This window comes from Pseudomonas sp. 15C, from assembly GCF_055484735.1.
In genome coordinates this window covers 1-17,308 of sequence record NZ_JBUDGD010000083.1, presented here as the reverse complement: position 1 = coordinate 17,308, position 17,308 = coordinate 1, and the positions used below count along the sequence as shown (strand labels likewise).

Here is a 17,308-nt window from a genome sequence, read left to right as displayed (position 1 = left end):
GAATCGACTTGAACTTGCAGATCGTGACGGCAGGTAAGAAGATCTAAAACCGTCCACCATGTCTCCGAACATGTGTCTACCATGTCTCCGGTATATACACTCCCGGAGGGAGAGGGGGCTGACCGGGGTGAATGTTCGAAATACGCCGAGCTGAGATATCCAGTCGAACTCAGGATTTGCACAGCCCGCAATCTGCTCCCTTTCCCCCTCGCCCCTTGGGGGAGAGGGCTGGGGTGAGGGGGCGGTCTCAGTCGTTATCAAATGCTGAATACCGGACACAAAAAAGCCGACGCATCCACGTCGGCTTTTGCATTTCAGGCGCGATCAACCGCGCTTGTAGACGATTTCCTTGGTCCCGCCTTCGCAGGTGCCGACGACTTGGCCGCCATCGGCGCCCTTATCGACAACTTCCAGCGAATACCCGGAAACGCCCTTGGCGTCGAGCTTCGCCGCGATTTCGCTTTTCAGCTCTTCACATGGCTTGCCGGCTGCGAACGCACCACCCGCAAGGCTCAACAAACCTACTGCCAACATGAACTTCTTCATCGGTCGCACTCCCTGGTCGGATTGAAAGAGGCGGGCACCGAGCCGTTCGCTCGATGCGACCACCCTGTAGCGCATTGCCATTCCTATGGCACTCGGCCAGCGCGCAAGTTCAGAAGACTAGACCAAACTCAGCTGCTGGCAATCTTGAAACCGACCTTGAGTGTTACTTGAAAATGCGCGACCTGGCCGTTTTCGATGTGGCCGCGGGTTTCGGTGACTTCGAACCACTCCAGATTACGCAGGGTTTTGTTGGCTTCTGCCAGCGCGTTGTTGATGGCATCTTCGATGCTGGTAGTGGACGAACCGACCAGTTCGACTTTCTTGTAGGTGTGGTGGTCACTCATAACGAACTCCTTGGGATGGAAGGCGTGTGGAATTGAGATTAGCAGCGATTCGCTCTGTTGATTTCGGTGGCGCTGCGCTGCCGAAGTTCAGAATTTCTGCACTTTCTCGAAGCGCTGAAGTCCCAACCAACACACGCCACTCATCACCAATGCAGGAGAGCCACCATGGCCAACACCTCGTTACGCAAAGCCTCGTTGCAAAGCATGGAAGCGGAAATCGAGAGTCTGCTCAAATCGTTGGAAAGCCTTAAAGACGATGCTTCGGACGAGTCGCGCAAGACCCTCAAGGCGTTGAAAAGCAATGCTGAAAGTGCGCTGAAGCACTCGCGTCACCTGCTCAGCGATGCTTACGAAGAAGTCAAAGTGAAAACCCGCGAAACCGGCATTGCCACTCGCGATTACGCCCAGGAACACCCATGGACCACGGCCGGCGTTGCAGTCGGTGCCATCGGCCTGCTTGCCGCTTATTTTCTGTTCAAGCGCGGCGAGTGATCGGTCTGGCGCAGTTCGTTTTTCAACCACTGCGCCAGTTGCCGAGCGCGTCCGTCAGCGGCGCGCTTGGGTAGCCACAACGCCAGTTGCGCCGGGGTTTCGCAAAAGCCCCAGGGCGCAACCAGGCGACCGGCCTTCAAGTCCTCTGTCACCAGCGGCTCCGGCGCGATTGCCACGCCAAGCCCCGCCACCGCAGCCTCCAGCAGATAATATAAATGCTCAAAACCTTGCCCGAGCTTCAGCGCTCTGGTGTCGAGGTCGTTCTGCTGCGCCCAGCTTGGCCACGCTTGTGGACGCGAGGTCGTATGCAGCAAGGGCTCCTCAAGCAACGCTTGAGCAGGCGCGGCTTGTAAGGTTTGATAGCCTGCAAACAGCGGGCTCATCACCGGCCCGATGCGCTCGGCGGCCAGTTCGTAGACCTGCATGTCCGCCGGCCACGGTGGCTCGGCGAACAGCAATAATGCATCCAGCCCCGGGCGGCGCGGATCGAGGTCGCCCTCACCGGCAGACAAATGCAGACGCAAATCCGGCAGATCGGCGTTCAATCGTCCCAGGCGTGGAATGAACCAGCGCGCCAGCAAGCTCCCCGAGCAACCCAGCACAAACGGCGCATCGACGCTGCTTTGGCTCAGTTCCGCACACACGCTGCGCAAACGATCGAACGCCTCGCCACTGGCATCACGCAACCGCACGCCGGCATCTGTGAGTTTCAAGCCGCGCCCATCCTTGACGAACAGACTCACGCCCAGGTGTTCTTCAAGCACTTTCAGTTGCCGGCTGACCGCACCGTGAGTCACGTGCAACAGTTCCGCGGCTTGGCTGACGCTGTTCAATCGGGCAGTCGCTTCGAATGCGCGCAAGGCATTCAGGGGAGGAAGATCCTGGCTCATGGTATCTGTGAGTTTTCCTGACAGGTTGCGGCGATCTTATCGGTTTTCAGCGTAGAAGGTCAGGGGTAGAGTGGTGGTCATTGTCTTTTGACCCGAATTCACCTGGAGCACACCATGACCCAGACTTCGCACACTTCCAACCTGCGCAACGGCCCGGACGATAACGGCCTGTTCGGTGCGTTCGGTGGCCGCTATGTCGCCGAAACCCTGATGCCGCTGATCCTCGATCTGGCGCGCGAATACGAAGCGGCCAAGGAAGATCCTGCGTTCAAAGAGCAATTGGCCTACTTCCAGCGTGACTATGTCGGACGTCCGAGCCCGCTGTATTACGCCGAACGCCTGACCGAGTTCTGCGGCGGCGCCAAGATCTACCTCAAGCGCGAAGAGCTGAACCATACCGGCGCGCACAAGATCAACAACTGCATCGGCCAGATCCTGCTGGCGCGGCGCATGGGCAAAAAACGCATCATCGCCGAAACCGGCGCTGGCATGCACGGCGTGGCAACCGCCACTGTTGCTGCACGTTTCGGTCTGGATTGCGTGATCTACATGGGCACCACTGACATCGAACGTCAGCAGGCCAACGTGTTCCGCATGAAACTGCTCGGCGCTGAAGTGATTCCGGTGGTTGCCGGCACCGGCACGCTGAAAGATGCGATGAACGAAGCCTTGCGTGACTGGGTGACCAACGTCGACAGCACTTTCTACCTGATCGGCACCGTGGCCGGCCCGCACCCGTATCCGGCGATGGTTCGGGATTTCCAGGCGGTGATCGGTAAGGAAACCCGCGATCAATTGCAGGCCCAGGAAGGTCGTCTTCCGGACAGCCTTGTGGCGTGCATTGGTGGTGGCTCCAACGCCATGGGCCTGTTCCACCCGTTCCTCGACGACAAAAGCGTCGAGATCATCGGCGTGGAAGCCGCAGGTTACGGCATTGAGACCGGCAAGCACGCGGCGAGCCTCAATGGCGGCGTTCCGGGTGTATTGCATGGCAACCGGACCTTCCTGCTGCAGGACGACGATGGCCAGATCATCGACGCGCACTCGATTTCCGCCGGCCTCGACTACCCAGGCATCGGCCCGGAACACGCCTGGTTGCATGACATTGGCCGCGTCCAGTACACCTCGGTCACCGACGACGAAGCCCTTGAGGCGTTCCATAAGTGCTGCCGTCTGGAAGGGATCATTCCTGCGCTGGAAAGCGCACACGCTCTGGCTGAAGTATTCAAACGCGCACCGAAACTGCCAAAGGATCATCTGATGGTGGTCAACCTGTCGGGTCGCGGCGACAAGGACATGCAGACCGTCATGCACCACATGGAAACTTCCAAGCAGGAGAAACACTGATGAGCCGCCTGCAAACCCGTTTTGCCGCCCTCAAGGAACAGAATCGCGCCGCGCTGGTGACCTTCGTCACGGCCGGTGATCCTGATTACGACACTTCGCTGGCGATCCTCAAAGGCTTGCCCGGTGCGGGTGCCGATGTGATCGAGCTGGGCATGCCGTTCACTGACCCGATGGCCGATGGACCGGCGATTCAGCTGGCCAACATTCGTGCCTTGGGCGCCCAGCAGAATCTGGCGAAAACCCTGCAGATGGTTCGTGAATTTCGCGAAGGCAACAGCGACACGCCGCTGGTGCTGATGGGCTATTTCAACCCGATCCACAAGTTTGGCGTCGAGCGCTTCATTGCCGAAGCCAAAGATGCCGGTGTCGACGGCCTGATCGTGGTCGACATGCCGCCTGAGCACAACGCTGAACTGTGCGACCCGGCTCAGGCCGCCGGTCTGGACTTCATTCGTCTGACCACGCCGACCACCGACGATGCGCGTCTGCCGAAGGTCCTCAATGGCAGTTCCGGTTTTGTCTATTACGTGTCGGTCGCGGGTGTGACCGGTGCTGGCGCGGCGACGCTGGAGCACGTCGAAGAAGCTGTGGTCCGTCTGCGTCGCCACACCGACTTGCCGATCAGCATCGGTTTCGGTATCCGTACGCCGGAGCAGGCAGCGGCGATCGCGCGGCTGGCCGATGGTGTGGTGGTGGGGTCGGCGCTGATTGATCACATCGCCAGTGCCGATACGCCTGCGCAGGCTGTCGACGGTGTGTTGAGCCTGTGCGCTGCGCTGTCCGAAGGTGTGCGCAAGGCTCGTGTCTGACGCGCAAGATCAGCGCAAGCGATGACTTTATAAAAAAGGCTTCAGAACAGTGTTCTGAAGCCTTTTTGTTTTCAGGGCAGTTCAAGCCCGCCCGAAGCCTTGTGCAGTTTGCGCAGATGCTCGCCGATCTGCTTTACGTTGGCTTCGCTGGCGGCGATTTCCGCGGCGCGCTTGGGCTCCAGCAACTTGCGCACCTCCGTATCCAGATCGCCAGAGAGGGCCAGCAGCTTTTTCTGCCGCTGACTGCTTTCCGCTTCGAGCTGGCCGAACTCGCTCGGCTGCGGCAGGCCGTAACCCTTGGCATCGAGCAATTCCGCCGGCCGACTGAGGAAGCCGCTGTTGGCGAGAATTTCCTGCAGGGTAGCGTTGGCCTTGTCCATGCCGCCGTTTTCCAGCTCGCGGGCGCCGAGGTAACGCTGCTTGACCTCGTCCTGCGCCAGCAACAACTGACGACGGAAACTCGCCTGTTCGAGCAGCAGCAACGCCGCACTGGTGCGCAAGTCGGCACGCTCGAACCACTCGCGACGCTTTTCGGCGGACAGCGATAGCCATTCTTCAACGGTGTTCTGTTTGATCGGCAACTGCTTCTTCAACACGTCGAACATGGCCTGGTAGCGGTCACGGAACGAGTCGAAACGATAGCCCAGGCGCAACGCCTCTTTCGGATCATCGAGTACGCTGGTATCAGCCAGATCTCGGCCCTTGAGCACTTCCAGCAAACCGTTGGGCATGATGCTGTCGAGACCGACCAGTTGCGCGTTGTTACTGCCACTGCGCAGCAACTTCAGGCCTTCAACCGCGCAGTTGTTGGACAGGAAGAAGTAGTTGCCGTCATAGCTCCAGTGCATTTCGGCAGCGTGTTCGACCACGCCTTCGATTTCCTTACGGGACAGCTTCAGCGGCACCGAAGCAAGGCTGCGCAATTCGGTCTTGGTGTATTCGTCGATCACTTGTGCCAGAGGCAATACGAACAGCCGCGACGGGTATTTGCCGACCAGTCCGTCCCAGCTCGACAGTTGCACATCGCCGACGAAGGCGCGGTACGACAGCACCAGATGCTGGTCCAGATCGAGGCGGCAATCCGGCCCGCGCGGGCGGCCCGGTGCACAGATGACCAGACGCAACATACTGTGGCCCCAGCGGCTGACCCAGTTCTGATTGGCCTCGGCCAGCAGGTAATCGACGGCGTAAACCCGTTCCGGATCGACCTGCCCCAAGGGTTGCTTGGCAAAGTCGTTGCCGGCATTGAGAAAGGCGAAGGTTTTGCTGCAGGTGTCTTTGGCCTCCGGCGCCCAGCCGAAGTGGTCGCGGTAATAGCGGTACAGCGCCGGTCGGCGGCAGGCGTAACTCGGGTCGAGGAGGAAATACTCCATGTTGACCGCGACGAATTCCTTGGGGCTCGATACTTCGTAGAGATCAGGGCTGCGGGCGATCTGCCGGTTATGTTGCTCGCGCTCCCCCCGGCGGCCGACGTATTGCTGCCAGCCGGCCAGATCAAGCAGCCGCGGATCATCACTTAGGGTGAAGCGCCGGCCATTCTGTCCGCGACACTCATCCGGGATGCCGATCAGCCCGGCACTGTCGAAGCGCCGGGTGCAGCGCTGGATCAGCGTGCGCTCGGCATCCGGCCAGAGGCGGGCGCGGTCATAGATGTGGGTGATTTCATGCAGCACAGTGGCCAGCAGTTCCTGACGCACAGTGCCATGGGGGCGATTGGTTTTTTCTTTGGCGGCGCTGCCGTCCGTCAGCCCGGAGAGCAGTCTTCGATTCAGATCGAGCTCAGCCACCAGCGTGGCTTGGCCGTAGGCGTTGGCGGGCATGTCGTCGGTCCAGCCAACGTCGATACGCCGATCCAGCCGCTCGATGAAACTCGGCGGCAACTTGTGCATGGCCTCATCGATCAGCGCCTGGCTGGCCTGTTGTTCGGCGGGGCTCAAACCGTCGGTCTTGAGCCGTAATTGCAGGCTGGCGTGAGCGCTGTTGCCGATCAGCAACAACGCCCCGGCCAGCAGCCAGGCGCCAACGGACTTCACAGTGCGAGGATGGCTTCAGCGAGCACCTGATCACTGGCGTCGCGCGCTTCCGGCACGCGCGTGCGCAAGGTATTAATGGCAGCTTCCAGGTGCGCGCCACGGATATTCCCGTTGGTGGCGACGAAACTGGCGGCGTCGTCATGGGCTTCGCGGATGATTTTCGAATCGCGAATCGAGGTCGTGGTATCGGAGGTGAAATCAATGGTGCGCTGGGAGGCACGGACAATGATGTTACTGGTGGCTACCAGGGTGTGCGCCTGAGCCACGTCGGCTAACAAAAACAGGCCAAGGGCGGCAGCAATCAGCGGGCTACGCATGGAACGACTCCGAAAGGGACAAGATAACTATTGGACGAGAATTGCTTCCGCCAGTTCAAGGTCGCTGGCATGAAGTTTTGGCCGGTTTTTGCGCAGGTAATGCAGCGCGGATTCCAGCCGGGCGCCTCGCCATTCACCATCACTGGCAACGAAGGCTGCCGCGTCATCGTGAGCGGCGAGCAGCAGTTTACGGTCGAACGGCGCGGAAGACACCATGCTGGTCGCGTAAGCGCTGACAACGGTGCCTTGGGTAGAGGCATTGAACGCGTCGAAGGCGCCGGCCGATGTCGCCCAGCAGGCGGTTAAAAAAGCAGAGCAGATGAGCGGATTGGAAAGAAAGCGCATGGGACTCGACAACTGTTAACGAGCCTGAAGGCTAGCGCAAAAGCCCGGGCCAGAGCCAGCGTTGAAACATCGGGACACGGCTGGCGTGTCCCGCAATGCTTGAGGCGTTTACAGCGTCAGGATGGCCTGGGCCAGTTGCGCATCGCTCGCTTCCAGCTGCGGCGCCTGATGACGGATGTGATCCAGCGCGCTTTCCAGTTTCACCCCGCGGATATCGCCCTGGCTGGCAACGAAGCTTGCCGCGTCATCGCGAGCGGCGAGAACGATCTTGTCGTCACGGAAGGAAGAGGTGACGTCGGAGGTCGCGTCCGAGGACGCTTTGAGAGCACCGACGAGGGAGTCGGTGGTCACGATGAAGCTGGTGGCGCTGGCGTTGGCAGCTACGGCCAGCAGGGCTGCGGCGCTGAGCAGACGAAGACGGGTCATGTAGAACTCCTTTGGATAAACCGTAGTGAGAGGTGGCTCGGTATCTGAGGAGTCAGACGCCAGATGCTTAACGTTCGCCACGTTCTGTGTGGATATTAGGCTGCCGCACGGGATTCGCCCAGTGATGGCCACCGCTGCGTCTATCGATACGCGCAACTGTACCGTTGAATATAAGTTTTTTGAGAATTGTACTGATTCAACCAGAAAACATCAGTCCGGAGGTTTTTTGAGCGCTGAAACGACAAAACCCGTCGTGGTTTCCCACGACGGGTTCTGCTTGTTCAATTCGGGTTGCTGGCGGTGGGTCTTGGCGACCAGAGCCAGCGACGCTGCTTAGCGCCAGAACGGCTTGCTCAGCTCTTCGTAGCGTTGTGCTTCGCTGATACCGGCGTCGGCCAGCAGACGCGAATCCAGACGAGCCAGTTGATGGCGGCTGGAGATGCGGCGCTGCCACAACATCAGGTTGGCGATAACGCGCAGAGGCAGGGAAGCCTGGGTGTTTACAGCTTTGTCTTCGAAGAACAGTTCGGAACTGAGTGTACGTTCCATGGTTGACATCCTTCCGCTTGTGGCGGGATCAGGTAGTGGTTTGACTGGTGCCCATGATCCTCTCGTTTGCCTAGGCTCTCTAGATACAGTTGCACTGTATTGTGAGTGACCAGTTAACTGTTTATAGAGGGTGTACGGGTCAAAATCGAGCAAACTGTACCTGTCTGCACTAATGTGGTGCGTTATGGCTCGATTGCACGGGTGGTTTAGGAGATTACTGTCGGAAAACACCAGTACAGCAGTACAGTTTTTGACAGTAGCAGAGGGTTTGCCAATCTCGGCTGGCGCAAACTGTGTTTGCACCAGCGAGCATCTGTGTGATTACACCGCGAGCATGCGCCCGGTTTCTTCCAGATTCATGTGCCAGCTCAGGGCTTCACGCAGGATGTGCGGGGTGTGACCGCCGATTGCACAGGCGGCGGTGAAATAATCGTTCAGCGCCGGGCGGAAGTCCGGGTGCACACAGTTATCGATGATCACGCGCGCGCGTTCACGGGGTGCAAGACCGCGCAGATCCGCCAGGCCAATCTCAGTGACCAGAATGTCGACGTCATGCTCGGTGTGATCGACGTGGCTGACCATCGGCACCACGCTGGAAATCGCGCCGCCCTTGGCGATCGATTTGGTCACGAACACCGCCAGATGCGCGTTACGCGCGAAGTCGCCGGAGCCGCCGATGCCGTTCATCATCCGTGTGCCGCAGACGTGGGTGGAGTTGACGTTGCCGTAGATATCGAACTCCAGCGCCGTGTTGATACCGATGATGCCCAGACGCCGCACCACTTCCGGGTGGTTGGAGATCTCCTGCGGACGCAGGATCAGCTTGTCCTTGTACTTTTCCAGATTGCCGAACACATCGCTGTTACGGCGCTCTGACAGGGTAATCGAACTGCCCGAGGCGAAGCTCAGCTTGCCGGCATCGATCAGGTCGAAGGTCGAGTCCTGCAGCACCTCGGAGTACATGGTCAGATCTTCGAAAGGCGAGTCGATCAGGCCGCACATCACCGCGTTGGCGATATTACCGATCCCGGCCTGCAGCGGGCCGAGCTTGTTGGTCATGCGACCGGCGTCGACTTCCTGTTTGAAGAAGGTGATCAGGTGTTCAGCAATGGCGTTGGTATCAACGTCGGGTGTGGATACCGTCGACGGCGAATCCGACTGCTGGGTGATGACGATGGCGACGATTTTCTCCGGTGGGATCGGAATCGCCGTGCTACCGATGCGGTCGTCAACCTTTACCAGTGGAATCGGCGTGCGAGTCGGACGGTAGGTCGGGATATAGATGTCGTGCAGACCTTCGAGGTTGGCGTTGTGCGCCAGGTTGATCTCAACGATCACTTGTTTGGCGAAAATTGCGAAGCTCGCCGAGTTGCCGACCGAAGTGGTCGGCACGATGTGCCCCTGTTCGGTGATGGCCACGGCTTCGATTACCGCGATGTCCGGCAGCTTCAGTTGCTGATTGCGCAATTGCTCGACGGTTTCCGACAGGTGCTGATCGATGAACATCACCTGGCCGGCATTGATCGCCTTGCGCAAGGTGCTGTCGACCTGGAACGGCATGCGCCGCGACAGCACGCCGGCTTCGGTCAGTTGCTTGTCGAGGTCGTTGCCCAGGCTGGCGCCGGTCATCAAGGTGATCTGCAGCGGCGTGACCTTGGCCCGCTCGGCCAGTGCGTGAGGAACGGCCTTGGCTTCGCCGGCGCGGGTGAAGCCGCTCATGCCGACGGTCATGCCGTCCTCAATCAGAGCAGCGGCGTCGGCAGCGCTCATCACTTTATCCAACAACGAAGGCAGGCGAATACGGTCACGGTACATGGATTATTATCTCGGGCAACGAGTAGCAGGATGCGCAGTCTAGTGAATTTGACGGGCGCCTGTCCCGCTACCAAGGTCGCAAACGAGGCGTCTATTTCGCGGGTTTCAAGTAAAACACCGTTACCGGATCTGCAACAACGCGGCAAATTGTCCGGTGTTTCGCGCAAACAAAAACGCCCCGACAAGTCGGGGCGTTCGCTGTTGAAGCGGTGGATTACTCGACCGCTTTGACCATGTCTTCGATGACTTTCTTCGCATCGCCGAAAACCATCATGGTCTTGTCCAGATAGAACAGTTCGTTGTCCAGACCGGCGTAGCCGCTGGCCATCGAGCGCTTGTTGACGATGATGGTCTTGGCCTTGAACGCCTCGAGAATCGGCATGCCGGCAATCGGCGATTTCGGATCGTTCTTCGCGGCCGGGTTGACCACGTCGTTCGCGCCGAGCACCAGTACCACGTCGGCCTGACCAAACTCGGAGTTAATGTCCTCCATCTCGAACACCTGATCGTAAGGCACTTCGGCCTCGGCGAGCAGCACGTTCATATGCCCCGGCATCCGCCCGGCCACCGGGTGGATCGCGTATTTCACAGTCACGCCACGGTGAGTCAGCTTCTCGGTCAGCTCCTTCAGCGCATGCTGGGCCCGCGCTACTGCCAGACCATAGCCCGGAACGATGATCACGGTATCGGCGTTGGTCAGCAGGAAAGTGGCGTCATCAGCCGAGCCGGATTTCACCGGGCGTGCTTCTTTGGCGCCGGCCGGGCCCGCATCCGCCGTGTTGCCGAAACCGCCGAGCAGCACATTAAAGAAGGAACGGTTCATCGCCTTGCACATGATGTACGAGAGGATCGCCCCGCTCGAGCCCACCAGGGAACCGGCAATGATCAGCATCGAGTTGTTCAGCGAAAAACCGATACCCGCCGCTGCCCAGCCCGAATAACTGTTGAGCATCGACACCACCACCGGCATGTCGGCGCCGCCGATCGGGATGATGATCAGCACACCCATCACGAACGCCAGTGCCAGCATCAGCGCGAACGCGGTGAGGTTGCCCGTGAACATGAAGGTCAGGCCGAGTGCCAGCGTCGCCAGACCCAACACGGCGTTGAGCTTGTGCTGACCGGCGAACTGTACCGGTGCGCCCTGGAACAGGCGGAACTTGTATTTGCCCGAGAGCTTGCCGAAGGCGATCACCGAACCGGAGAAGGTGATCGCACCGATGGCTGCACCGAGGAACAGCTCCAGACGATTGCCTGCCGGAATCGAGTCGCCCAACTGTTTGACGATACCCAGCGACTGCGGCTCAACCACGGCGGCAATCGCAATGAATACCGCCGCGAGGCCGATCATGCTGTGCATGAACGCCACCAGTTCCGGCATCTTGGTCATTTCAACGCGTTTGGCCATGATCGAACCGGCGGTACCGCCGACCAGCAAACCGACGATCACGTAACCGATGCCGGCAGTGGCAAGCTCAGCGCCCAACTTATAGATGAGGCCAACCGTGGTGATGATTGCCAGCGCCATGCCGAGCATGCCGAACAGGTTGCCGCGCCGCGAAGTGGTCGGGTGCGACAGGCCTTTGAGGGCCTGGATAAAGCAGATCGACGCGATCAGGTAGAGCGTCGTCACGAGATTCATGCTCATTACTTCGGCGCCTCTTCTTTTGCTTTAGGGGCTTTCTTCTTGAACATCTCAAGCATGCGACGGGTGACCAGGAAGCCACCGAAGACGTTGACCGCCGCCAGTGCCACGGCCAGCGTGCCCATGGTTTTGCCCAGCGGGGTGACGGTCAGTGCGGCGGCGAGCATGGCGCCGACGATGACGATCGCCGAGATCGCGTTGGTGACTGCCATCAACGGCGTGTGCAGTGCAGGCGTAACGTTCCAGACCACGTGGTAACCGACATAAATCGCCAGCACGAAGATGATCAGGTTGTAGATACCGGGGGAGATAAGCTCTTCCATCGTCTGAATCCCTGCTTAGGCGTTTTTGCGGATGACTTGGCCGTCGCGGCACATCAGGCACGCGGCGACGATGTCGTCTTCGAGGTTGACGTCGAACTGGCCTTCCTTGGTGAACACCAGCTTGAGGAAGTCCAGCAGGTTGCGCGCGTACAGTGCCGAGGCGTCGGCAGCCACTTCACCGGCGAGATTGGTCGGGCCGACAATGGTCACGCCGTTCTCAACCACGACCTGATCGGCCACGGTCAGCGGGCAGTTGCCACCCTGAGCGGCGGCGAGATCGATGACTACCGAACCCGGTTTCATCTGCGCCACGGTTTCCGCGCTGAGCAACGTCGGTGCCTTGCGGCCCGGAATCAGCGCGGTGGTGATGACGATGTCCGCTTGTTTGGCGCGCTCATGCACGGCCTGGGCCTGACGCTGCATCCAGCTCGCCGGCATCGGCCGCGCATAACCACCGACACCGACCGCGCATTCGCGTTCTTCATCGGTCTCGTAAGGCACGTCAACGAACTTGGCGCCGAGGGATTCGATCTGCTCTTTTACCGCCGGACGCACGTCAGACGCTTCGATCACCGCACCCAGACGTTTCGCCGTGGCAATCGCCTGCAACCCGGCCACGCCAGCGCCGAGAATCAGCACGCGCGCCGCTTTCACGGTGCCCGCTGCGGTCATCAGCATCGGCATGAAGCGGGGATAGTAGTGAGCGGCCAGCAATACCGCTTTGTAGCCGGCAATGTTCGCCTGCGACGACAACACATCGAGACTCTGAGCGCGTGAGGTGCGCGGCGCCGCTTCCAGGGCGAATGCGGTAATCCCGCACTCGGCCATTTTGGCGATGGTTTCGTTGTTGAACGGGTTGAGCATGCCAACCAGCACGGTGCCACGCTTGATCAGCGTCAGTTCGGCGTCGCTCGGGGCGACCACTTTCAGAATCAGCTCGGCGCCAAACGCATCATTGGCACTGCCAATGGTTGCGCCTGCCGCTTCATAGGCACTGTCGACGACGCTGGCTTTGATGCCGGCGCCGCTTTGCACAGTGACCTTATGACCTTGGCTGATCAGCTTCTTGATGGTTTCCGGCGTTGCAGCAACCCGTGTTTCACCGGTCTGGGTTTCGAGAGGAACACCAATGTGCACGTCAAATCTCCTGCGTGATCTTATTGAGTAAACCCAGGCACTGCGGATGGTGCGACTGGGGCGGCCGATCAGCACGATCCCGCCAAATCAGGGCGGGGCGCGGCATTTTGCAGGCGAACTTTATGCCCTTCAAGGGATTATGACGGGTGACGGAAAATTAACTACAAGTCATCCCGTGACCGAATGTCGCAGATGGCCAGTTGAATCCCGTGCAGGGCGTGCCCTGCAAGGATTCTGGCTGAATATTGAAAAATTTCTGATAGGTGACGTGAATAGGCAGCAATGTGTCGCCAATGAAGGCTCAAAGCCACGTCCTACGGAGCTTGTGGGACGTCTGTACGACTTTCGGATACAGTCGTTGAAATGGCGACAAATACTTATATCTGTAGGGCTTTGATTTTCCTGACTACGGGGTTAGCAATTGCTGAGAGCCGCTATTCTTCTAGGCTGTAGCTCTGCGCTTGGTGTAACAGCCAGTCACGAAATGCCTTAAGTGACGCCGATTCGACCTTCCGCTCCGGAATCATCAGGTAATAAGCCTTGATGCTGGAAAGTGCCTGGTGATTGGCGATCACTAAACGTTTCTCCGCCAGCTCTCGTTGAATCAGGAAGGGTGGAATCAGCGCGATGCCCATGTCGTGCATAGCCGCTTGTGCGAGCATTGAGAATAGCTCGTAGCGTGGGCCTGTCATGTCGCGGGAAATATTCAGCTGTTGCGAGTTGAACCACTGACGCCAGGCGTAGGGGCGGGTGGTCTGTTGCAGCAACGGCAATTGGGCGATGGCATCAGCGCTCAGATGTGTTCGGTTGCCGAGGAGGTCGGGGCTGCACACTGGCATCGGATTCTCGCCCATCAGTCTGTGGGATTCAGTACCGGACCAATCAGCATCGCCGAAGTAGATCGCCGCATCGAATTGCGTATCGGCAAACAGGAACGGACGGGTACGGTTGGTCAGGTTGACCGTGACCTGCGGGTGCTTGTGTTGAAAATCCTTCAAGCGCGGCAACAGCCATTGCGTGCCGAACGTCGGCACTACCGCCAGTTCGATCACATTGGCGCCTTGCTGCCCCATGACCGACAGGGTGTCACGCTCGACGGCATCGAGTTGCGTCGCGACCCGACGACTGTAGGAAAGCCCCGCCTCGGTCAGTTTTACTCCGCGCCGCGAGCGTCGGAACAGTTCGACGCTGAGGAAGTCCTCGAGGCTGGCGATCTGTCGGCAAATGGCGCCTTGAGTGAGGGAAAGTTCTTCCGCAGCCCGGGTAAAGCTCTCATGGCGAGCGGCTGCTTCGAAGCTGATCAGAGCCGCGGTGCTGGGTATCTTCCTGCGCATGTACGCCAACCTCACTAATACGTCGCACAAAAGGCTGTTCGCGACGTTTCGGAGTGAGAAATTAGCACAACAGGATGCGAAATCCTCGTTTGCCGGGACGACGAACCACGCCTAGGATCATTGCCACGTTAATTCAGTCGATTTGCGAGGACACACTCATGGGCGGTAAAGCTAGTTTCAACTGGATCGATCCCCTGCTGCTGGATCAACAGCTCACCGAAGAAGAGCGCATGATCCGCGACACCGCCGAGCAGTTCGCTCAGCAAAGTCTCGCGCCGCGTGTCCTTGAAGCTTTCCGCCATGAAAAAACCGACCCGGCGATTTTCCGCGAAATGGGCGAAGTGGGTTTGTTGGGCGCAACCATTCCCGAGCAGTACGGTGGCAGCGGCCTGAACTACGTCAGCTACGGCTTGATTGCTCGTGAAGTGGAGCGTGTCGACTCCGGCTACCGTTCGATGATGAGTGTGCAGTCCTCATTGGTGATGGTGCCGATCAACGAATTCGGTACCGAAGCCCAGAAACAGAAGTACCTGCCGAAACTGGCGTCCGGGGAATGGATCGGCTGCTTTGGTCTGACCGAGCCGAACCATGGCTCTGATCCCGGCGCGATGATCACCCGTGCGCGTAAAGTCGACGGCGGCTATAGCCTGACTGGCGCGAAAATGTGGATCACCAACAGCCCGATCGCCGACGTGTTCGTGGTCTGGGCGAAAGACGATGCCGGCGACATCCGTGGCTTCGTCCTGGAAAAAGGCTGGAAAGGCCTGAGTGCTCCAGCGATTCACGGCAAGGTCGGGCTGCGTGCATCGATCACCGGTGAGATCGTCATGGACAACGTGTTCGTGCCGGAAGAAAACATCTTCCCGGACGTGCGCGGTCTGAAAGGCCCGTTCACTTGCCTCAACTCCGCGCGTTACGGCATTTCCTGGGGTGCTCTGGGGGCTGCCGAATTCTGCTGGCACACCGCTCGCCAGTACACTATGGATCGCCAGCAATTCGGTCGCCCATTGGCCGCAACCCAGCTGGTACAGAAGAAGCTTGCCGACATGCAGACCGAGATCACCCTGGCTCTGCAAGGTTGTGTGCGTCTGGGGCGGATGAAGGATGAAGGCACGGCGGCGGTCGAGATCACCTCGATCATGAAGCGCAATTCGTGCGGCAAGTCGCTGGACATCGCTCGCATGGCTCGCGACATGCTCGGCGGCAATGGTATCTCCGATGAGTTCGGCGTCGCTCGCCACTTGGTCAACCTGGAAGTGGTGAACACCTATGAAGGTACTCATGACGTTCACGCGCTGATCCTCGGGCGTGCGCAAACCGGCCTGCAGGCGTTCTATTAAAGGAGAGCGACCATGGGCGCGCTGTCACATCTGCGGGTACTGGATTTGTCGCGAGTGCTGGCCGGGCCGTGGGCCGGGCAGATTCTCGCCGACCTTGGCGCCGAGGTGATCAAGGTCGAGCGTCCGGGCAATGGCGACGACACGCGCGCCTGGGGGCCGCCGTTCCTTAAAGACGCCTACGGCGAGAATACGTCGGAAGCGGCTTATTACCTGTCCGCCAACCGCAACAAACAATCGGTAACCATCGATTTCACCCGTGCCGAGGGGCAAAAGCTGGTATGCGAGCTGGCGGCGAAGTCCGACATTCTGATCGAGAACTTCAAGGTCGGCGGTCTGGCGGCCTATGGCCTTGACTATGAGTCGTTGAGGGCGATCAATCCGAACCTCATCTACTGCTCGATCACCGGGTTTGGCCAGACCGGCCCTTATGCCAGGCGCGCCGGTTACGACTTCATGATTCAGGGCTTGGGCGGGCTGATGAGCCTGACCGGTCGTCCTGAAGAGGATGAAGGCGCCGGGCCGGTGAAAGTCGGTGTGGCGCTGACAGACATTCTCACCGGGCTGTATTCGACGGTGGCGATTCTGGCGGCGCTGGCGCATCGGGATCACGACGGCGGTGGTCAGCACATAGACATGGCATTGCTGGATGTTCAGGTCGCTTGTCTGGCGAACCAGGCGATGAACTACCTGACAACGGGCAGTGCGCCCAAGCGCCTGGGCAACGCGCATCCGAATATCGTGCCTTATCAGGATTTTCCTACCGCTGACGGCGACTTCATTCTTACCGTCGGCAATGACGGGCAGTTCCGCAAGTTTGCCGACGTGGCCGGACAGCCGCAGTGGGCAGATGATCCGCGTTTTGCGACCAACAAATTGCGCGTGGCTAACCGAGCGGTGCTGATTCCATTGATTCGCCAAGCGACCGTGTTCAAAACTACCGCCGAGTGGGTTGCTCAGCTTGAGCAAGCCGGCGTGCCCTGCGGGCCGATCAATGATCTGTCGCAAGTGTTTGAGGATCCGCAGGTAAAGGCACGCGGACTGGCGATCGAGCTACCCCATGCGTTGGCGGGGATGGTGCCTCAGGTGGCTAGTCCTATCCGTATGTCGCAGACGCCTGTCGAGTATCGTCATGCGCCACCGTTATTGGGCGAGCATACGCTTGAAGTGCTGCAGCGAGTGCTGGGCCTGGGTGCGGGTGCGGTGGCTGATTTGAAGGTGGCCGGAGTGCTGTGATGATTCCTGCTATATAGAAGGAATCGGTTTTGATCGTTTTTTGATCGGTCTGCAAGTAGTTGAATAAAAAGCGAAATTAACAGTTGACGGCAGATCTGAGGTGTCTATAATTCGCCCCACTTCCGGCGCAGTCGAAACGGAAAACTCCTTGAGATTCAACGAGTTAAGTAGGTTTCGGCGGTAAGTGGCTTCAGTTCATCGAAGCTCGAAAGGAGTTGAAAAAGAGGTGTTGACAGCAGCGTGTAACGCTGTAGAATTCGCCTCCCGCTGACGAGAGATCGGAGGCGCAAGTGGTTGAAGTTGTTGAAGAAATCTTCGAAAGCTTCTGAAAATAATCACTTGACAGCAAATGAGGCTGCTGTAGAATGCGCGCCTCGGTTGAG

At 59.1% G+C, this 17,308-nt stretch carries 18 protein-coding genes; 5 read left to right on the top strand and 13 right to left on the bottom strand.

Features of this window, described 5'->3' with window-relative positions:
* Nucleotides 1–324: 324 nt before the first annotated feature.
* Nucleotides 325–546, bottom strand: a complete 222-nt coding sequence (locus ACYYKW_RS25035; RefSeq protein ID WP_093096151.1) for a DUF1161 domain-containing protein — start codon at nt 544–546, stop codon at nt 325–327.
* A 128-nt stretch (nt 547–674) separates the two neighbouring features.
* The gene (locus ACYYKW_RS25030) at nt 675–890 is read right to left on the bottom strand and encodes a dodecin (protein ID WP_090288024.1); all 216 of its coding nucleotides are present in this window, start codon (nt 888–890) and stop codon (nt 675–677) included.
* A gap of 165 nt (nt 891–1,055) precedes the next feature.
* Here ACYYKW_RS25030 and ACYYKW_RS25025 point away from each other — a divergent pair, with 165 nt between their 5' ends.
* On the top strand, nt 1,056–1,382 hold the full coding sequence (locus tag ACYYKW_RS25025) for an ElaB/YgaM/YqjD family protein (protein WP_039757078.1): 327 nt from the start codon (nt 1,056–1,058) through the stop codon (nt 1,380–1,382).
* On the opposite strand, the gene ACYYKW_RS25020 is transcribed toward ACYYKW_RS25025, so the two are convergent.
* Complete coding sequence (locus ACYYKW_RS25020; RefSeq protein ID WP_464991447.1) at nt 1,355–2,272, bottom strand: LysR family transcriptional regulator; 918 nt, start codon at nt 2,270–2,272, stop codon at nt 1,355–1,357. The genes ACYYKW_RS25025 and ACYYKW_RS25020 overlap by 28 nt on opposite strands.
* 114 nt (nt 2,273–2,386) lie before the next feature.
* Between ACYYKW_RS25020 and trpB the strand changes: the two genes are divergently transcribed.
* Together trpB and trpA are read left to right on the top strand one after the other, a co-directional pair.
* A complete protein-coding gene (trpB, locus tag ACYYKW_RS25015; protein WP_093096139.1) occupies nt 2,387–3,619 on the top strand; it encodes a tryptophan synthase subunit beta in 1,233 nt (410 codons plus the stop codon).
* On the top strand, nt 3,619–4,428 hold the full coding sequence (trpA, locus tag ACYYKW_RS25010; protein WP_093096132.1) for a tryptophan synthase subunit alpha: 810 nt from the start codon (nt 3,619–3,621) through the stop codon (nt 4,426–4,428). Before trpB ends, trpA begins: the two co-directional genes overlap by 1 nt.
* 71 nt (nt 4,429–4,499) lie before the next feature.
* On the opposite strand, the gene ACYYKW_RS25005 is transcribed toward trpA, so the two are convergent.
* From ACYYKW_RS25005 to ACYYKW_RS24960, 10 genes are all read right to left on the bottom strand, one after another.
* Entirely contained in the window at nt 4,500–6,461 is a 1,962-nt protein-coding gene (locus ACYYKW_RS25005) for a DUF7844 domain-containing protein (RefSeq protein WP_464991446.1), read from the bottom strand.
* On the bottom strand, nt 6,458–6,778 hold the full coding sequence (locus tag ACYYKW_RS25000; protein ID WP_090288035.1) for a DUF2388 domain-containing protein: 321 nt from the start codon (nt 6,776–6,778) through the stop codon (nt 6,458–6,460). The genes ACYYKW_RS25005 and ACYYKW_RS25000 overlap by 4 nt, the downstream gene beginning before the upstream one ends.
* A gap of 27 nt (nt 6,779–6,805) precedes the next feature.
* Complete coding sequence (locus ACYYKW_RS24995; RefSeq protein WP_090288037.1) at nt 6,806–7,123, bottom strand: DUF2388 domain-containing protein; 318 nt, start codon at nt 7,121–7,123, stop codon at nt 6,806–6,808.
* Nucleotides 7,124–7,231: 108 nt separating this feature from the next.
* Complete coding sequence (locus ACYYKW_RS24990) at nt 7,232–7,549, bottom strand: DUF2388 domain-containing protein (RefSeq protein WP_093096118.1); 318 nt, start codon at nt 7,547–7,549, stop codon at nt 7,232–7,234.
* Between the two features lie 333 nt (nt 7,550–7,882).
* A complete protein-coding gene (locus tag ACYYKW_RS24985) occupies nt 7,883–8,098 on the bottom strand; it encodes a DUF1127 domain-containing protein (protein WP_007911656.1) in 216 nt (71 codons plus the stop codon).
* 321 nt (nt 8,099–8,419) lie between these two features.
* Nucleotides 8,420–9,913, bottom strand: a complete 1,494-nt coding sequence (locus tag ACYYKW_RS24980) for an acetyl-CoA hydrolase/transferase family protein (RefSeq protein ID WP_093096112.1) — start codon at nt 9,911–9,913, stop codon at nt 8,420–8,422.
* 214 nt (nt 9,914–10,127) lie between these two features.
* The gene (locus tag ACYYKW_RS24975) at nt 10,128–11,561 is read right to left on the bottom strand and encodes an NAD(P)(+) transhydrogenase (Re/Si-specific) subunit beta (RefSeq protein WP_090288044.1); all 1,434 of its coding nucleotides are present in this window, start codon (nt 11,559–11,561) and stop codon (nt 10,128–10,130) included.
* A complete protein-coding gene (locus ACYYKW_RS24970; RefSeq protein ID WP_003220416.1) occupies nt 11,561–11,881 on the bottom strand; it encodes an NAD(P) transhydrogenase subunit alpha part 2 in 321 nt (106 codons plus the stop codon). Before ACYYKW_RS24970 ends, ACYYKW_RS24975 begins: the two co-directional genes overlap by 1 nt.
* 15 nt (nt 11,882–11,896) lie before the next feature.
* The gene (locus tag ACYYKW_RS24965) at nt 11,897–13,018 is read right to left on the bottom strand and encodes a Re/Si-specific NAD(P)(+) transhydrogenase subunit alpha (protein WP_093096105.1); all 1,122 of its coding nucleotides are present in this window, start codon (nt 13,016–13,018) and stop codon (nt 11,897–11,899) included.
* 434 nt (nt 13,019–13,452) lie between these two features.
* On the bottom strand, nt 13,453–14,352 hold the full coding sequence (locus tag ACYYKW_RS24960; protein WP_093096100.1) for a LysR family transcriptional regulator: 900 nt from the start codon (nt 14,350–14,352) through the stop codon (nt 13,453–13,455).
* A gap of 158 nt (nt 14,353–14,510) precedes the next feature.
* On the opposite strand from ACYYKW_RS24960, the gene ACYYKW_RS24955 reads away from it, so the two are divergent.
* Entirely contained in the window at nt 14,511–15,692 is a 1,182-nt protein-coding gene (locus ACYYKW_RS24955) for an acyl-CoA dehydrogenase (protein WP_464991445.1), read from the top strand.
* A gap of 12 nt (nt 15,693–15,704) precedes the next feature.
* Nucleotides 15,705–16,925, top strand: coding sequence for a CaiB/BaiF CoA transferase family protein (locus ACYYKW_RS24950; RefSeq protein WP_464991444.1), 1,221 nt, complete (start codon nt 15,705–15,707; stop codon nt 16,923–16,925).
* Nucleotides 16,926–17,308: the final 383 nt, after the last annotated feature.